The organism is Mycobacterium sp., assembly GCF_046091765.1.
Lineage (GTDB): Bacteria > Actinomycetota > Actinomycetes > Mycobacteriales > Mycobacteriaceae > Mycobacterium.
Window position 1 is genome coordinate 1 of sequence record NZ_JBJTCF010000001.1, and the last position, 15,204, is coordinate 15,204.

A 15,204-nucleotide genomic window follows, 5' to 3' on the forward strand; every position below is an offset into this window, starting at 1 on the left:
GGGTCGTACTTCTGGTCGGCGACGCGCTCCTTCAACGGGATCAGCGCATTGTCCGTGATGTGAATGTGCTCCGGGCACACCTCGGTGCAGCACTTGGTGATGTTGCAGTACCCCAGTCCCAGTTCCTCCTGCGCCATCTTCTGTCGATCGAGGGTGTCGAGTGGGTGCATGTCGAGCTCGGCCACGCGCATGAGCACCCGAGGGCCAGCGAACGCCCGCTTGTTCTCCTCATGATCCCTGACGGCATGGCAGGTGTTCTGGCACAGGAAGCACTCGATGCACTTGCGGAACTCCTGGGAGCGCTCGACGTCGATCTGCGCCATCCGGTACTCGCCGGGCTGGAGTTCCTTCGGCGGGGCGAATGCCGGGATCTCGCGGGCTTTCTCGTAGTTGAACGACACGTCCGTGACCAGATCGCGGATCACCGGGAACGTCCGGAGGGGGGTCACGGTCACCGTCTCGGCCGGGTCGAAGGTCGACATCCGGGTCATGCACATCAGCCGCGGGCGCCCGTTGACCTCGGCCGAGCACGAACCGCACTTGCCGGCCTTGCAGTTCCACCGCACGGCCAGGTCGGGTGCCTGTTCGGCCTGCAACCGGTGGATCACGTCCAGGACGACTTCGCCCTCGTTGACCTCGACCTCGAAGTCGCGCAGGCCGCCGCCCGAGTCGTCGCCGCGCCACACCTTGAAACTGGCTTGGTAACCCATCTAGGCCCTCCGTCCGGGGTGCTGGGTGAGTTCCTCGTCGGTGAAGTACTTCGCGAGTTCCTCGAGTTCGAAAACCTCGTAGAGGTCCGCGCGCATCGGCGGTTGAACCTCCGGGGTGACGCTGACCTCGGGCACCACCGCGTCGTCGCCCTCGGCCCGGCACACCAGCAGCGTCCGTCGCCACTGGGCATCCATCTTCGGGTAGTCGTCGCGGGTGTGGCCGCCGCGGCTCTCGGTGCGGGCCAGGGCGGACTTCGCGATGCACTCGCTGACCAGCAGCATGTTGCGCATGTCCATGGCCAGGTGCCACCCGGGGTTGAATTCGCGGCGGCCGTCGGCCTCGATGTTGCGGTAGCGGGCCTTGAACTCCTCGATCTTGTCCAGCGCCTCCTGCATCTCCGAACCGGTCCGGATGATCCCGACCAGGTCGTTCATCGTGTGCTGGAGTTCGGCGTGCAGGCTGTAGGGATTCTCCGGCTTGGCCTGGCCCTGCGGTCCGGTGAACGGCGCCAGCGCCAGGGCCGCCGCCGCCTCGACGGTCTCCGGTGCCACCGCGGGGCGGCGGTCCGACAGGGCCCGCACGTAGTCGGCGGCCCCCAGCCCGGCGCGGCGGCCGAATACCAACAGGTCGGACAGCGAATTGCCGCCGAGCCGGTTGGAGCCGTGCATCCCGCCGGAGCACTCGCCGGCGGCGAACAGTCCCGGCGTCGCGGCGGCCCCGGTGTCCGGGTCGACCTCGATGCCGCCCATCACGTAGTGGCAGGTCGGTCCGACCTCCATCGGGTCCTGGGTGATGTCCACCTCGGCGAGCTCGATGAACTGGTGGTACATCGAGGGCAGCCGCCGTTTGATCTGGTCGGCCGGCAGCCGGGAGGCGATGTCCAGGTAGACGCCCCCGTGCGGGCTGCCGCGGCCGGCTTTGACCTCGGTGTTGATCGCCCGGGCGACCTCGTCGCGGGGCAGCAGGTCCGGAGTGCGCCGCGCGGAGCCGTCGGTCGAGCCCTGCTGCTCGGCGAGCCACTGGTCGGCCTCGGCCTCGGTCTCGGCGTACTGACCCTTGAACACCGGCGGGATGTAGCCGAACATGAAGCGCTTGCCCTCGGAGTTCTTCAGCACGCCGCCGTCGCCGCGCACGCCCTCGGTGACCAGGATGCCCTTGACCGACGGCGGCCAGACCATCCCGGTGGGGTGGAACTGGATGAACTCCATGTTGATCAGCCCGGCGCCGGCGCGCAGTGCCAGGGCGTGGCCGTCGCCGGTGTACTCCCAGGAGTTCGAGGTCACCTTGAACGACTTGCCGATCCCGCCGGTGGCCAGCACCACCGCGGGGGCGTCGAAGAGGATGAACTTCCCGGTCTCGCGCCAGTAGCCGAAGGCTCCGGCGATCCGTTTGCGGCCGGTGCTCTCATCGAGGAGCAGCTCGGTGATCGCACACTCGTGGAAGACCTTGATGCGCGCCTCGTAGTCGCCGAGTTCGGCCTTGTCCTCCTGCTGCAGCGAGACGATCTTCTGCTGCAGGGTGCGGATGATCTCCAGGCCGGTGCGGTCCCCGACGTGGGCCAGCCGCGGGTAGGTGTGGCCGCCGAAGTTGCGCTGGCTGATCCGGCCGTCCTTGGTGCGGTCGAACAGGGCGCCGTAGGTCTCCAGTTCCCACACCCGCTCGGGCGCCTCCTGGGCGTGCAGTTCGGCCATCCGCCAGTTGTTGAGGAACTTGCCGCCGCGCATGGTGTCGGCGAAGTGCACCTTCCAGTTGTCCTTGGGGTTGGCGTTGCCCATCGCGGCCGCGCAGCCGCCCTCGGCCATCACCGTGTGCGCCTTGCCGAACAGCGACTTGGTCACCACCGCGACCTTCAGGCCGCGCTGGCGGGCTTCGATCACCGCCCGCAGACCCGAGCCGCCCGCACCGATGACGACGACGTCGTAGGAGTGCCGTTCGATCTCAACCATGCCTCGCTCCAACCCTCTCCTGAAATCCGGTCAGCCGATGAAACGCAGGTCGGCGATGGTGCCGCTGGCGACCAGCATGATGTACAGGTCCGTCAGGATCAGCGTGCCCAGCGTGATCCAGGCGAACAGCATGTGCCGGGTGTTGAGCCTGCTGACCTGGGTCCAGATCCAGTACCGGATCGGGTGTTTGGAGAAGTGCTTGAGCCGGCCGCCGGTGACGTGACGGCACGAGTGGCACGACAGCGTGTAGACCCACAGCAGGATCACGTTGACGACGAGGATGACGTTGCCCAGGCCGAATCCGAAGCCCGAGGGCGAGTGGAAGGCCAGGATCGCGTCGTAGGTGTTGATCACCGAGATCAGGGCAGCGGCATAGAAGAAGTAGCGGTGCAGGTTCTGCAGGACGAGGGGGAAGCGCGTCTCGCCGGTGTAGGTGGCGTGCGGCTCGGCCACCGCGCAGGCCGGCGGCGACTGCCACACCGAGCGGTAGTAGGCCTTGCGGTAGTAGTAGCAGGTCACCCGGAACAGCAGCAGGAACGGCAGTGACAGCGCGGCATAGGGCAACCACCACACGTCGGGCAGGATCTGGCCGAAATGGCTCGCCTCCGGCGCGCACCCCTTGCTCAGGCACGGCGAGTAGAACGGCGTGAGGTAGTGGTACTCCGGAACGAAGTAGTGGTCCTGCATGAACGCGCGGACGGTGGCGTAGACGACGAAGATCGTCAGGCCGAGGTTGGTCCACAGCGCCGGAAGCCACCACTTGTCGGTCCGTAGTGTGCGCTGGGAAATCTCGGCCCGACCGGGGGAGAAGACTCCAGTCCGCTCCCTCAATGGCACGCTCATCGGCGGTTAGTCCCCTTCAGGTCGACCTGTGGGCAGGGTACCGAAGACTTTTGAGCCCGGCTTCATGCGGGTCGGCATGCCGGGTCAGCGCCGGTTGTGCCCCCCGACGCCCTCGTCGTCGATGTCGCGCCAGAAGTCGTGATCGTAGGGGGTGTCGGGGACGGCGATCTTCTCACCGGGACTCGCCACGACGTGCGAGGCGAACTCGAGTTCGTTGGCGTCCATCTCGAGCAGTTCCAGATCGTTGAGGATCCGCTCGGTGTCGATGGCGACCCGGCGCATCGCCGGACCTTCGCCGTAGTCGGCCCGCAGGGAGGTGACGCACCGGCGGAGGTTTCCGACCAGGTGGTGCAGTTCGGCGAGTTGGGTGGCTTTGGACACGGGACCTCCTCGGGCCGCGCAGGAGAATGACTGCTTACCGGTGCTCACCAATGGTAGTCACCGGTGCTCGTCAACGATGCTAGTCACGCGGGGCGTCGCCTGCACAGTGCCCGCGGGGGGCCGGCTACCAGACGTCCCCGTCCCGCCAGTCGCAGATCAGCTCGGTGGCCGGATCGAGGCTGACCGAAACCGGCAGCACGAACACCCCGCCGTCGTCCCCGGGTGTCCGGATCAGCCCGCCGGGGGCGAGCACGCCGGTCGGCCCCTGCCAGTGCAGCCAGCCGCGGGGACGGTAGAGCCGGGACCCGGCCCCCGCGGCGGCACTGAGCGCACCCACCGGGTAGGCGCCCCGGATGACCTGCTCGACCGCATCCAGCACGGCGTGGCCGAGGCCCTGGCCGCGCCAGTCCTCGCGGACGGCAACACCCTCGACGTACCCGCAGCGCAGCGACGCGCCGCCGCAGAGCAGTCGGCGCTGCACCACCGATGCGTGCGCGATCAGGACGCCCCGGACGGCGATGATCGCGTGCATGCCGCCGAGGGCGTGATCCCAGTCGGTGTCGCTGAACCGGCCCCCGTAGGCGCCGTCGAGCAGGTCGCGCGCGTAGGCCAGCGTGTCGGCGTCCAGGTCGCTGGTGTGGACCAGTCGGGCGGTGTGGACAGGCTGGACGGGGTGGATGTTGGAGGTCATCACCGCCTCAGCTCTACCAGCCCGCGGGTGTGCCCGCGGCGATACGCGGGCGGATCCAGCGCAACCGGACCTGCTGGCCGGGTCGCAGCTGCGCCAGCAGGTCGGTATCGGCGTCGACGACCACGCCGACGACCGGGTACCCGCCGGTCACCGGATGATCGGGGCCCAGAATCACCGGCTGCCCGCCGGGCGGCACCTGGATGGCTCCGCGCACGGCGCCCTCGCTGGGAAGTTCGCGCGCCGGCCAGCGGCGGGCCAGGGGTTCGCCGGTCAGCCGGACCCCGACCCGGTCGCTGCGATCGGAGACCGCCCATCGGGTGCGCACCAGCGCGTCGGCATCGACCAGCCACTCGTCGCGCGGCCCGGGGATGACCCGCAGTTCCACCGCGCCGGCCGGGATCGGGCCCACCGGCGCCTGGTCGGTCTGCGGGAAGCCGGGTCCCGGGTCGCCGACCGGTACCACATCGCCGGTGCGCAGCGGTCGCGGGCCGAGCCCGGAGAGCGTGTCGAAGCTGCGTGAACCCAGGACGGGGTCCGCCGCGAACCCGCCGCGCACGCCGAGGTAGCTGCGCAGCCCGCGGACCGGAGTCCCCAGGGCGATCACCTGCCCCGCGCGCACACGCTGAACGGCGTTGGCGCCGAACGGCACCCCGTCCACCGCTGCCGCGGATTCGGCGCCGGTGACCGCGATGTCCACGGCCCCACCGCGCACCCGGGCGGTGAACCCGCCGAGGGTGATCTCCACCGTGGCCAGATCGTCGGGGTTGGCCAGCAGCCGGTTGGCCAGCGTGTGCGCCGACCGGTCGGCCGCGCCGGACCGGGTGACGCCGAGGTGCGCGAGGCCGGGCCTGCCGAGGTCCTCCAGCAGCGCCGGCCCCCCGGTGCGCAGCACCTCCAGGGCGATCATGTCGCGGCCCGGAAGCGAACCCGGTCGCCGGGCGCGAGCAGCGCGGGCTGCGACCGGCGGACGTCCCACATCACCCGGTCGGTCCGGCCGATGAGTTGCCAGCCTCCCGGCGACTCGCGCGGGTAGACCCCGCTGAACTCTCCGGCCAGCGCGACCGAACCGGCCGGAACCCGCGGGCGGGGTTCGGCTCGCCGGGGCACCGCCGACAGCCGCACGTCGCCCCCGACCAGGTAGGCGAAGCCGGGGGAGAACCCGCAGAATCCCACCCGCCACGCGGTTCCGGTGTGGGCGGCGACCAGTTGCCCGACCGACATCTGCAGGCGCGCGGCCAGGTCGGGCAGGTCGGGGCCGTCGTACACCACGTCGATGGTGACGGCGGCGACGGCGGGTTCCGCCGCCGGTCCGGGGCGCACGTCAGGTCCGGCCAGAAGGCCGGCCAGCAGCACACGCGCCGGGGCCTGGCGTTCGGCACCGGTCAGGGTGACCAGGACGGTGCGTGCGCCCGGAACGACCTCGGCCACGGCGGGCAGGCCCGCCTCGCGCACCGCCCCGGCCAGCGCGAGAACCTCGTCGGTCGACCCGCACTCCACGAGCAATGCCCGGTCTCCGTAGTCGCGGATCGACGGCGTCATTCCGGTCACTCCCGCCGATCAGACCAGAGCGACGTAGGAGGGCTCGTGCCGCTTGAGATAGCCGATCACCCGGTAGGTGACCGGCAGCATGACCACCTCGACGGCGGTCTTGTACAGCCACCCGAGCGCGGCATAGGTCGCGAAGTCGGCGAAGGTGGAAATGCCGATCGCCCCTGCGGCGATGGCGCAGAACACCAGGGTGTCTCCGAGTTGGCCGGCGAACGTCGAGCCGACCAGGCGCGCCCACAGGTGCTTCTCGCGGGTGCGTTGCTTGATCTTGACCACCGTCCACGCGTTGATGGTCTGTCCGGTCAGGAACCCGGCCAGCCCGGCGACGATGAGCTGGGTGTAGGCGCCGACGACGTTCGCGAAGTGCTCCTGGTTGGGGTAGAAGCCGGCAGCGGGCAGGTACACCGTCACCCAGAACGCCAGGGCGGCAACACCGTTCATCACGAACCCGACCAGGATCGCCCGGCGGGCGGCCCGGAAGCCGTACACCTCGGCGAGCACATCACCGATCACGTAGGTCAGCGGAAAGACGATGAAACCGCCGTCGGTGATGATCGGCCCGAAGGCGACGCCCTTGGTGGCGGCGACGTTGGAGATGATCACCAGCGCGGTGAAGACCGCGACCAGGATCGGATAGTAGGCACTGCCGACGGCGGCGAAGCCCGGTGTTGCGGCGTCGCGTGGCGCAGTGCCGACGTCCCTGGTCACCGCTTCATCCAAGCATGGGTTCAACCGAGTGCCAGCGTGGCGCCGAGGCCGATCATGGTCACTGCGATCAGCCCGTCCAGGATCCGCCAGGTGCGCGCACGGGCGAACGCGCCGGCCAACCGACGGGCGCCGAAACCCAGGCTGAAAAACCACACCGCGCTGGCAGCCGCCGCCCCGGCGCCGAACAGCCAGCGGTCGGCCGCGTACTGGTTGGCCAGCGTGCCCAGCAGGACGACGGTGTCGAGGTAGACGTGCGGGTTGAGGAAGGTGAGCGCCAGGCAGGTCAGCAGGACCGTGGTCAGCCGCGCCGGCGCCTCGGCACTCGGGGTCAAGGCCGAGGGGCGGGAGGCGCGCCGTGCGGCCAGCAGTCCATAGCCGATCAGGAACGCCGCGCCCGCGTAGCGGGCGACCGCCATCAGGTGCGGATGGGCGCCCACCACCATGCCGACGCCGGCGATCCCGGCCGCGATCAGGACCCAGTCCGACACGGTGCACAGGGTGACCACGGCGAGGACGTGTTCGTCCCGGATGCCCTGCCGCAGCACGAAGGCGTTCTGGGCGCCGATGACGGCGATGAGGCTCAGCCCGGTGGCGAACCCGGTGGCGAACCCGGAGAGTGCGTGCACGCAGGGAGCGCGGTCACGTCGCGACGGTGCGGATCAGCTTCTTGTTGACGAACTCGTCGATGCCGAACCGGCCCAGCTCGCGTCCGAAACCGGAGCGCTTGACCCCGCCGAAGGGCAACTCGACGCCCTCGGCGCCGACGCCGTTGATGAACACCATCCCGGCGTCGATCTTGTCGGCCACCCGCTTGGCCTGTTCGGCATCGGTGGTGAACACGTACGAGCCGAGGCCGAACGGCGTGTCGTTGGCCAGCTTCACCGCTTCGTCCTCCGAGCCGACCTTGTAGACCGTCGCGACCGGGCCGAAGAGCTCCTCCTGGTAGGACGGCGACTTCGGGGAGACGTTGGTCAGCACGCCCGGCGGGAAGAAGGCACCCTTGCGCTCGCCGGCGGACACCAGCTTGGCGCCGTCGGCGACGGCTCGCTCGACCTGCTCGGAAAGCCGTTCGGCCGCGGCGGCCGACGACAGCGGGGCCAGGCCGTCGGCGCAGTCCAGCACCTTCTTGGTGAACCGGTCGACGAAGTCGTCGTAGAGGTCGGCGGCCACGATGAAGCGCTTGGCGGCGTTGCAGGCCTGGCCGGTGTTTTCGAACCGCCCCGCGAATGCGGCGTCGACGGTGGCGTCGAGGTCGTCGGAGCTGAGCACGATGAAGGGGTCGGACCCGCCGAGTTCGAGCACCACCTTCTTGAGGTTGCGGCCGGCGATCTCGGCGACCGCGGCGCCCGCCCGTTCCGACCCGGTCAGCGACACGCCCTGCACCCGCGGGTCGGCGATGGCCTTCGCGATCTGATCGTTGGTCGCATAGACGTTGACGTAGGCGCCCTTGGGGAACCCGGCGTCATCGAAGATCTGCTGGAGGGCCGCCGCCGATTCCGGGCACTGCGGGGCGTGCTTGAGCACGATGGTGTTGCCCAGGGCGAGGTTCGGACCGGCGAACCGGGCCACCTGGTAGTAGGGGTAGTTCCACGGCATGATGCCCAGCAGCACCCCGACCGGTTCGCGCCGGATCACCGCGCTGCCCTCGCCGTCGAGCAGGTCGATCGGTTCGTCGGCCAGGAACTTCCCGGCGTGATCGGCGTAGTACTCGTAGATCGCCGCGCTGAAGTCCACCTCGCCCAGCGACTGCTCGACGGGTTTGCCCATCTCCCGGTTGATGATGTCGGCCAGTTGCTCCCGGCGTTCGGTGTGCAGATCGGCGACCTTCTTGATCAGGGCCGCCCGCTGGGCCACGGTCGAGCTCTTCGACCACTCCCGGTAGGCCTTCTCGGCCGCGGCCAGCGCCTGCTCGATGTCGGCGTCGGTCGCGGTCGGGTACTCCCGCTCCACCGTGCCGGTCGCCGGGTTTACTACTGCATACGTGTTCATGGGGACCTCTCCAGGATCAATCCTCGTCGTCTCTCGGAGCCTACGACCGTCGGGCGGTGTACGGCCACGGATTGTTGCGCTCGGGTACCGAAACCGCACGGCTTTCCTTGAGCCGGGCCAGCAGATGGGCGCGCAACCCGTGCAACTCCGGGTCGGGCCAGCGGTTGTCCGCCTCGATCGGGTCCGCGGTCAGGTCGTAGAGCTCCCACTGGTCATCAAGCGGACTGCTGCGATAGACCTCGCCGCCGGGGCCGTTGGCGGCGAGATGGCGCACCCCCGGTTCGGTCCAGGTCGACGGGTCGTCGAAGCTTCGCACCAACTTCCACAGGTGCCCGTTCACCTGCCCGTCGGCCCCGTCGGCCCCCGGGAGATCGGCGACCCGGACCACGATGCCTTCGAAGTTCGCGGCAGTGTGCGCCGGAATCCGGATCCGCAGCGGTGCGGGCGGATTCACCGTCCGCTTGAGCATCCGGCCCAGTCCCGAGGCGCCGGAGTCGCCCTCGAGCATGTTGTCCCGGGTCATCAGGTAGACCACGCGGTCCTCGTCGGCGGGCCCGCCGTCGACCACCGGCATCAGGTCACGGCCCGGAAGCGGATGCACCTCGGAGAACGACCTGCCCAGTTCGGCGGCGGCGGCCGCCACGTCGACACCGGCCGCGGCGAGCAGGGTCGGGACCAGGTCGACGTGGGAGGTGGGTGCGGTCACCGTGCGCGGTTCGGTCCTCCGGGCACCCGTGCGGGCGATGCTCAGCGGCACCCGGGTCGCCTCGTCGTAGAGGTTGAACCACTTCTGGTGCAGACCGCCGTGCGCCCCGAGGAGGTCGCCGTGATCGGCGGTGCGCACCAGCACCGCCTCGGCCGAACCCTCGGTGACCGCGCGGCGAACCCGGTCCAGCGACCCGTCGACCTCGGCGTGCAGCCGGTAGTAGAGGTCGCGGTAGCGCTGGGCGTTGAGCCGGTAGAGCTGTTCGACGGCGGCAGCCGGGCCGTACCCGGAGTAGTAGGCCTCCCGGAACGCGATCTGCGCGGCCGGTTTGGTGCGCAGGTCCTCGTCGGCGGTGGGGGCCGGCGGGACCGGTGGCGGGTCGAGGTGCGACGGCCGCAGCGGGCTGCGCAGCGCCCAGGTCGGGAACAGCACGATGTCGTGCGGGTTGACGAAGCTGGCCACCAGCAGGAACGGGCGCAACGCCGCCGGGTCGCCGGCGCGGCGGCGGGCGTAGCGGTCCTCCAACCAGGCGACCACCCGGTCGGCGATCAGCGGGTCGCGGCGAAGGCCGCTGTTGGCCAGGCCCGCCCCGTGCGGTTCGGGGCCCACCCATCCGGAGAAGCCGAACGGACCCAGCGGGTCGGCCTCCAGGTAGCGTCGCACGGCGTCGGGGTCGACCGCCCCCGCGTCGTCGTTGGTGGCCAGCGTCCGCCCCGTGCGCGGGTCGGTCAGGTCGGCGTGCGAGATGTGCCACTTGCCGTCGTAGTGCGTGTCGTAGCCGGCCGCCTGGAACCAGTTGCCCAGCGTCGGCACCTCGAAGGGCCGCAGCCACCGCATCCGGGAATCGTCGAACACCTTGCCGATGCCGTCGGTCTGGGTGACGCCGTGCAGATCGGGATACTGCCCGGTGAACATCGTCGGCCGGCTCGGCACGCACGCCAGCGAGCCGGTGTAGTGCCGGCCGAAGCTCACCCCGTGCTCGTCGAACCAGCGCCAGCCGGCCAGCGTCCGCGCGCGCCAGGCCAGAACCTCGTCGGACTCGTACGGCGGGATCGCGCGTTCCTCGTCGGTCATCACGACGACCACATCGGGTCGGGGATCGGGGTGTTCAGGGCGTTCGGTCACGGTGATCCCTCCAGTCGGGCGGCAAGTCCGGCGAGCATGTCCTCGGACTGTCTGGCCATGATCCTGCCCGCGATCCTGCCGACCGATGCGGCGTTCAGGCGAGCCAGCGGCCCGCAACCGCCCCGCACCGTGCTGGTCAGGGTGACCTCGGTGCGGCCGGATCCGCCGGAGTTCAGCGTCCAGCGGTTGGTCAGCCGGCCGAGCCGTGTCGGCAGCCCCTCGATGCAGTACTCCAGGACCGTCGGCGGGGTGATCTCGACGATGCACTCGACCAGGGCGTTGCGCCCGACCTGCACCCGTCGGGTGGTGCCGGCCGCAGGGCCGCCGGCGCCGTGCTCGAGCAGACAGGAGTGGTCCACGTTGGGCGCCCAGGAGCTGATCGAGCCGAAGTCGGCCAGTACCTCCCAGACCGCCTCCGGCGGGGCGGCCACGGTTCGGGTCCGGCTCACCGACGTCACCGCCCCAGAAGATGCCACCGGCCCAGAATAGGCATCCGCGAAAGACGGTTTCTCCTACTCTGGCCCCATGGCATCGATCACCGACCTCACCGCCGGCGCGTTCGCCAGAGCGAAGAAGTACGCCGAACGCGGCTCCGCCGAGCTGCACTACCTGCAGAAGATCATCGCCTCGGGGGCCTTGAAGATCGAGGCGCCGCAGAACCTGGCCGCGACGGTCGCGGACGTCCGGCGCTGGGGCGAGATCGGCATGGTCCCTGCGCTCAACGCCCGGCGTACCCCGAACCGGCTGGCGATCGTCGACGGCGAGGGCTCGATGACCTATCGGGAGCTCGACCAGGCCGCGCACGCGGTGGCCAACGGACTGCTCGCGCTGGGGGTCAAGGGCGGCGACGGCGTGGCGATCCTGGCCCGCAACCACCGCTGGTTCCTGATCGCCAACTATGCCTGCGCTCGCGTCGGTGCCCGGACCATCATGCTCAACACCGAGTTCTCCGGACCGCAGATCCGCGACGTCTCCGAGCGCGAGGGCGCCAAGTTGATCATCTACGACGACGAGTACGCCACGGGGGTCAAGCTGGCCAAGCCGGCGCTGGGCAAGCTGCGCGCGCTGGGCACCAACCCGGACAAGGGCAGGTCCTCGCGCAGCACCGACGAAACCCTGGCCCAGCTGATCGCGCGCAGCAGTTCAGCACCCGCCCCCAAGGCCACCGCGCGGTCGTCGATCATCATCCTCACCAGCGGCACCACCGGGACGCCCAAGGGTGCCAACCGGCGCACCCCGCCCACGCTCGCCCCGCTCGGCGGCGTGCTCTCGGCGGTGCCGTTCCGCGCCGGTGAGGTCACCTCGCTGCCCTCGCCGATGTTTCACGCCCTGGGCTATCTGCACGCCACCCTGGCGCTCACGCTCGGCTCGACGCTGGTGCTGCACCGCAGGTTCAACCCGGCCGCGGTGCTCGAGGACATCCCCAAGCACCGGGTCACCGCGGTGGTCGTGGTGCCGGTCATGCTCTCCCGCATGCTCGACGCCCTGGAGAAGATGGAGACCAAGCCCGATCTGTCCTCGCTGCGGATCGTCTTCGTCTCCGGTTCGCAGCTCGGCGCCGAACTGGCGTCGCGGGCGATGAGGCTCCTCGGCCCGGTGGTCTACAACCTCTACGGCTCGACCGAGATCGCTTTCGCCAGCATCGCCGGGCCCCGGGATCTGGCCAAGAACCCGGCCACCGTGGGCCCGGTGGTCAAAGGGGTCAAGGTCAAGATCCTCGACGACAGCGGCCACGAAGTGCCGCAGGGGCAGGTCGGCCGGATCTTCGTCGGCAACACCTTCCCGTTCGAGGGGTACACCGGCGGCGGCGGTAAGCAGATCATCGACGGCCTGATGTCCTCCGGTGACGTCGGCTACTTCGATGAGGACGGGCTGCTCTACGTCAGCGGCCGCGACGACGAGATGATCGTCTCCGGTGGGGAGAACGTCTTCCCGGCCGAGGTCGAGGACCTCATCAGCGGACACCCCGACGTCATCGAAGCCACCGCGCTCGGCGTCGAAGACAAGGAGTTCGGCGCCAGGCTGCGGGCGTTCGTCGTGCTCAAGGAGGGGGCCGAGCTCACCGAGGAGGCGGTCAAGGACTACGTCCGCGATCATCTCGCGCGCTACAAGGTCCCCCGCGAGGTGGTCTTCCTGGCCGAGTTGCCACGCAACCCCACCGGCAAGATCCTCAAGCGCGAACTGCGCCAGATCGAGCTGGCGTAACCGCTCGGGGATCCGGTCACGGATCTCGCGGCAGCCCCAGCAGGCGCTCGGCGATGATGTTGAGCTGCACCTCCGAGGTGCCGCCGTAGATCGTGGTGGCCCTGCTGGCCAGCAGGAAGTCCGCCCAGCGGCCCTCGAGCGTGCTCGCGTCGCCGATCGCGCCGTCGACGCCGAAGGAGGACACCGCGAACCCGGCGTAGCCCTGCCCGGTGCGCATCGACAACAGCTTGGAGATCGCCGCCGAGGGCATCGCGTCGCCACCGGCCAGCGTGAGCAGGGTCGAGCGCATGTTCATCACCTTGACGGCGTGGCCCTCGGCGATCAGCTCGCCGGCGCGGTGGTGGCCGACCTGATCGAAGTCGCGGCCGGTGACGAACTCGAGGAAGCGGTCCAGGTTCGGCAGGAACCAGGGCTCACTGCTGCCGATCGAGACCCGCTCGGCGGTCAGCGTGTTGCGGCTGACCTCCCAGCCCTGATCGACCTCGCCGAGAACCAGTTCGTCGGGCACGAACACGTCGTCGATGAACACCGTGTTGAACAGGGCGTTGCCGGTCAACTCGCGCAGCGGCCGGACCTCGACGCCGTCGGCTTTCATATCGAGCAGGAAGTAGCTGATGCCGTTGTGTTTCGGAGCGCTGGGGTCGGTTCTCGCCAGCAGTGCGCCCCACTGGGCGAACTGCGCGGCGGTGGTCCAGATCTTCTGGCCGGTGATCCGCCATCCGCCGTCCACCTTGGTCGCCTTGGTGCTCAACCCGGCCAGGTCGGACCCGGCGCCGGGTTCGGAGAACAGCTGGCACCAGTTCATCTCGCCGCGGAAGGTCGGCGGCAGGAAGCGTTGTTTCTGCTCCTCGGTGCCGTAGGCGACGATCGAGGGGATCAGCCAGGCGGCGATGCCCATGTTCGGCCGTTTGACCCGGCCGGTGCTGAACTCCTGGGCGATGATGATCTGCTCGGCGGGGCCCGCCGCACGGCCCCACGGCCTGGGCAGGTAGGGCAGCACCCAGCCGCCCTCGGCGATGGCGGTGGTGCGTTCCTCGCGGGGGATTGCCTTGAGTGCCGCCACGTCGGCGCGGACCTCCGCGCGCAGCTTTTCGGTCTCCGGATCCAAGTCGATGTCGAGGGTCCGCATCCCGGTCTTCGTCGCGGTGTCGAACACCTTCTGCGGATAGTGCACGGCCGAGCCGAACGATGCGACCAGTCCCAGCGCGCGCCGGTAGTACACATTGGTGTCGTGTTCCCAGGTGTACCCGATTCCGCCGTGCACCTGGATGCAGTCCTGAGTGCAGTGCTGTGCCGCGGCGGGTGCGAGGGTAGCCGCGACAGCCGCAGCGAATTCGAAGGCCGTCCCGGTACCGTTTTCCGAAGCGTCCCAGCCGGATTCGGAGGCCTCGTCCAGCGACCGGGCGGCGTCCCAGACCGCGGCGGTGGCGCGTTCGGTCGTTGCGATCATCTGCGCGCACTTGTGTTTGACCGCCTGGAACTGCCCGATCGGGCGGCCGAACTGTTCGCGAATCTTCGCGTAGGCGGCCGCGGTGTCGGTGGCCCACCGCGCGACTCCGACCGCCTCGGCGGACAGCAGCGTGGTGATGATCGCCCGCGCGGCCTGCGGTGAAAGATCCGACAGCACCCGGTCGGCCGCAATCTCGACCGCGTTGGCGCGCACGTGGGCCACTGGGCGCAGCGGATCCACCGAGTGCACCGGTTGGATCTCCAGGGCGGCGGCGTCCAGTGCGACCCACTGCGCGGCACCGTCGACGTCGACCGGCAGCACCAGCACCGACGCCTGGGCAGCGGCGGGCACCGACCGCGCTTCACCGCTGATGAGCAGCGTTCCGTCACGGTGGGTGGCGGTGAGCCCGGACTCCAGGGCGAAGGCCGCGATCGTCTCGCCGGAGGCCAGGCCGGCCAGCAGCCCGGAGTCCGCGGCGCCGGCGGCGATGAGGGCGGCGGCGATGGTCGACGGCACGTAGGGCCCCGGAACCGCCCCGTAGCCGAATTGCGCGATCGCCACCGCGAGTTCGAGCAGCCCGAAGCCCTGGCCGCCGACTGACTCGGTCAGATGCAGGCCGTGCAGCCCCTGCTCGGCGGCAGCCCGCCAGTACGGGGGCGGGTTCTCGACCGGCGCCTCGAGCGCCTCGTGCAGGACCTCCGGGGGTGCGAACCGCTCGACGAGCGCTTGCACCGATTTGGCCAGGTCGTGGTGTTCCGGCGTGATCGCGATCGACATGGTCGCCCTCCCAGACAACGGCCGACCCCGGTTACCGATTAACCGGTGGGTTGGGATCGAGGGTACCCCGCCCTCGCCGTCGGATCCGGGTACCCCGCGCCGCGGGGCGGCTGCGGGCTCTGCG

Annotated in this window: 14 protein-coding genes; 1 reads left to right on the forward strand and 13 read right to left on the reverse strand. The window is 69.9% G+C overall.

Features of this window, described 5'->3' with window-relative positions:
- From ACKOB8_RS00005 to ACKOB8_RS00060, 12 genes are all read right to left on the reverse strand, one after another.
- Nucleotides 1–710 (reverse strand): succinate dehydrogenase/fumarate reductase iron-sulfur subunit (locus ACKOB8_RS00005; RefSeq protein ID WP_526374353.1); only part of this gene is annotated, 710 nt, incomplete at its 3' end.
- Nucleotides 711–2,657: a fumarate reductase/succinate dehydrogenase flavoprotein subunit gene (locus ACKOB8_RS00010; RefSeq protein ID WP_526374355.1), complete on the reverse strand. Its 1,947-nt coding sequence runs from the start codon at nt 2,655–2,657 to the stop codon at nt 711–713.
- A 30-nt stretch (nt 2,658–2,687) separates the two neighbouring features.
- The gene (gene sdhC / locus ACKOB8_RS00015) at nt 2,688–3,488 is read right to left on the reverse strand and encodes a succinate dehydrogenase subunit SdhC (RefSeq protein WP_526374403.1); all 801 of its coding nucleotides are present in this window, start codon (nt 3,486–3,488) and stop codon (nt 2,688–2,690) included.
- 96 nt (nt 3,489–3,584) lie between these two features.
- Complete coding sequence (locus ACKOB8_RS00020; RefSeq protein WP_526374357.1) at nt 3,585–3,881, reverse strand: Rv0250c family protein; 297 nt, start codon at nt 3,879–3,881, stop codon at nt 3,585–3,587.
- A gap of 124 nt (nt 3,882–4,005) precedes the next feature.
- On the reverse strand, nt 4,006–4,572 hold the full coding sequence (locus ACKOB8_RS00025) for a GNAT family N-acetyltransferase (RefSeq protein ID WP_526374359.1): 567 nt from the start codon (nt 4,570–4,572) through the stop codon (nt 4,006–4,008).
- 13 nt (nt 4,573–4,585) lie between these two features.
- Nucleotides 4,586–5,479, reverse strand: a complete 894-nt coding sequence (locus ACKOB8_RS00030; protein ID WP_526374361.1) for a 5-oxoprolinase subunit C family protein — start codon at nt 5,477–5,479, stop codon at nt 4,586–4,588.
- Nucleotides 5,476–6,111 carry a 5-oxoprolinase subunit B family protein gene (locus tag ACKOB8_RS00035; RefSeq protein WP_526374405.1) on the reverse strand — a complete coding sequence of 212 codons (636 nt, stop codon included), beginning with the start codon at nt 6,109–6,111 and terminating at the stop codon, nt 5,476–5,478. Before ACKOB8_RS00035 ends, ACKOB8_RS00030 begins: the two co-directional genes overlap by 4 nt.
- Before the next feature lie 18 nt (nt 6,112–6,129).
- The gene (locus tag ACKOB8_RS00040; RefSeq protein ID WP_526374363.1) at nt 6,130–6,828 is read right to left on the reverse strand and encodes a queuosine precursor transporter; all 699 of its coding nucleotides are present in this window, start codon (nt 6,826–6,828) and stop codon (nt 6,130–6,132) included.
- A 20-nt stretch (nt 6,829–6,848) separates the two neighbouring features.
- Nucleotides 6,849–7,454: a LysE/ArgO family amino acid transporter gene (locus ACKOB8_RS00045; protein ID WP_526374365.1), complete on the reverse strand. Its 606-nt coding sequence runs from the start codon at nt 7,452–7,454 to the stop codon at nt 6,849–6,851.
- Nucleotides 7,455–7,467: 13 nt separating this feature from the next.
- Entirely contained in the window at nt 7,468–8,817 is a 1,350-nt protein-coding gene (locus ACKOB8_RS00050) for an NAD-dependent succinate-semialdehyde dehydrogenase (RefSeq protein WP_526374367.1), read from the reverse strand.
- A gap of 40 nt (nt 8,818–8,857) precedes the next feature.
- Nucleotides 8,858–10,597, reverse strand: a complete 1,740-nt coding sequence (locus ACKOB8_RS00055; protein ID WP_526374407.1) for a sulfatase-like hydrolase/transferase — start codon at nt 10,595–10,597, stop codon at nt 8,858–8,860.
- Nucleotides 10,598–10,644: 47 nt separating this feature from the next.
- Nucleotides 10,645–11,124, reverse strand: a complete 480-nt coding sequence (locus ACKOB8_RS00060; RefSeq protein WP_526374369.1) for an SRPBCC family protein — start codon at nt 11,122–11,124, stop codon at nt 10,645–10,647.
- Between the two features lie 49 nt (nt 11,125–11,173).
- Between ACKOB8_RS00060 and fadD2 the strand changes: the two genes are divergently transcribed.
- Complete coding sequence (gene fadD2 / locus ACKOB8_RS00065; RefSeq protein ID WP_526374371.1) at nt 11,174–12,853, forward strand: long-chain-fatty-acid--CoA ligase FadD2; 1,680 nt, start codon at nt 11,174–11,176, stop codon at nt 12,851–12,853.
- Between the two features lie 16 nt (nt 12,854–12,869).
- On the opposite strand, the gene ACKOB8_RS00070 is transcribed toward fadD2, so the two are convergent.
- Nucleotides 12,870–15,080: an acyl-CoA dehydrogenase family protein gene (locus ACKOB8_RS00070; protein ID WP_526374373.1), complete on the reverse strand. Its 2,211-nt coding sequence runs from the start codon at nt 15,078–15,080 to the stop codon at nt 12,870–12,872.
- Nucleotides 15,081–15,204: the final 124 nt, after the last annotated feature.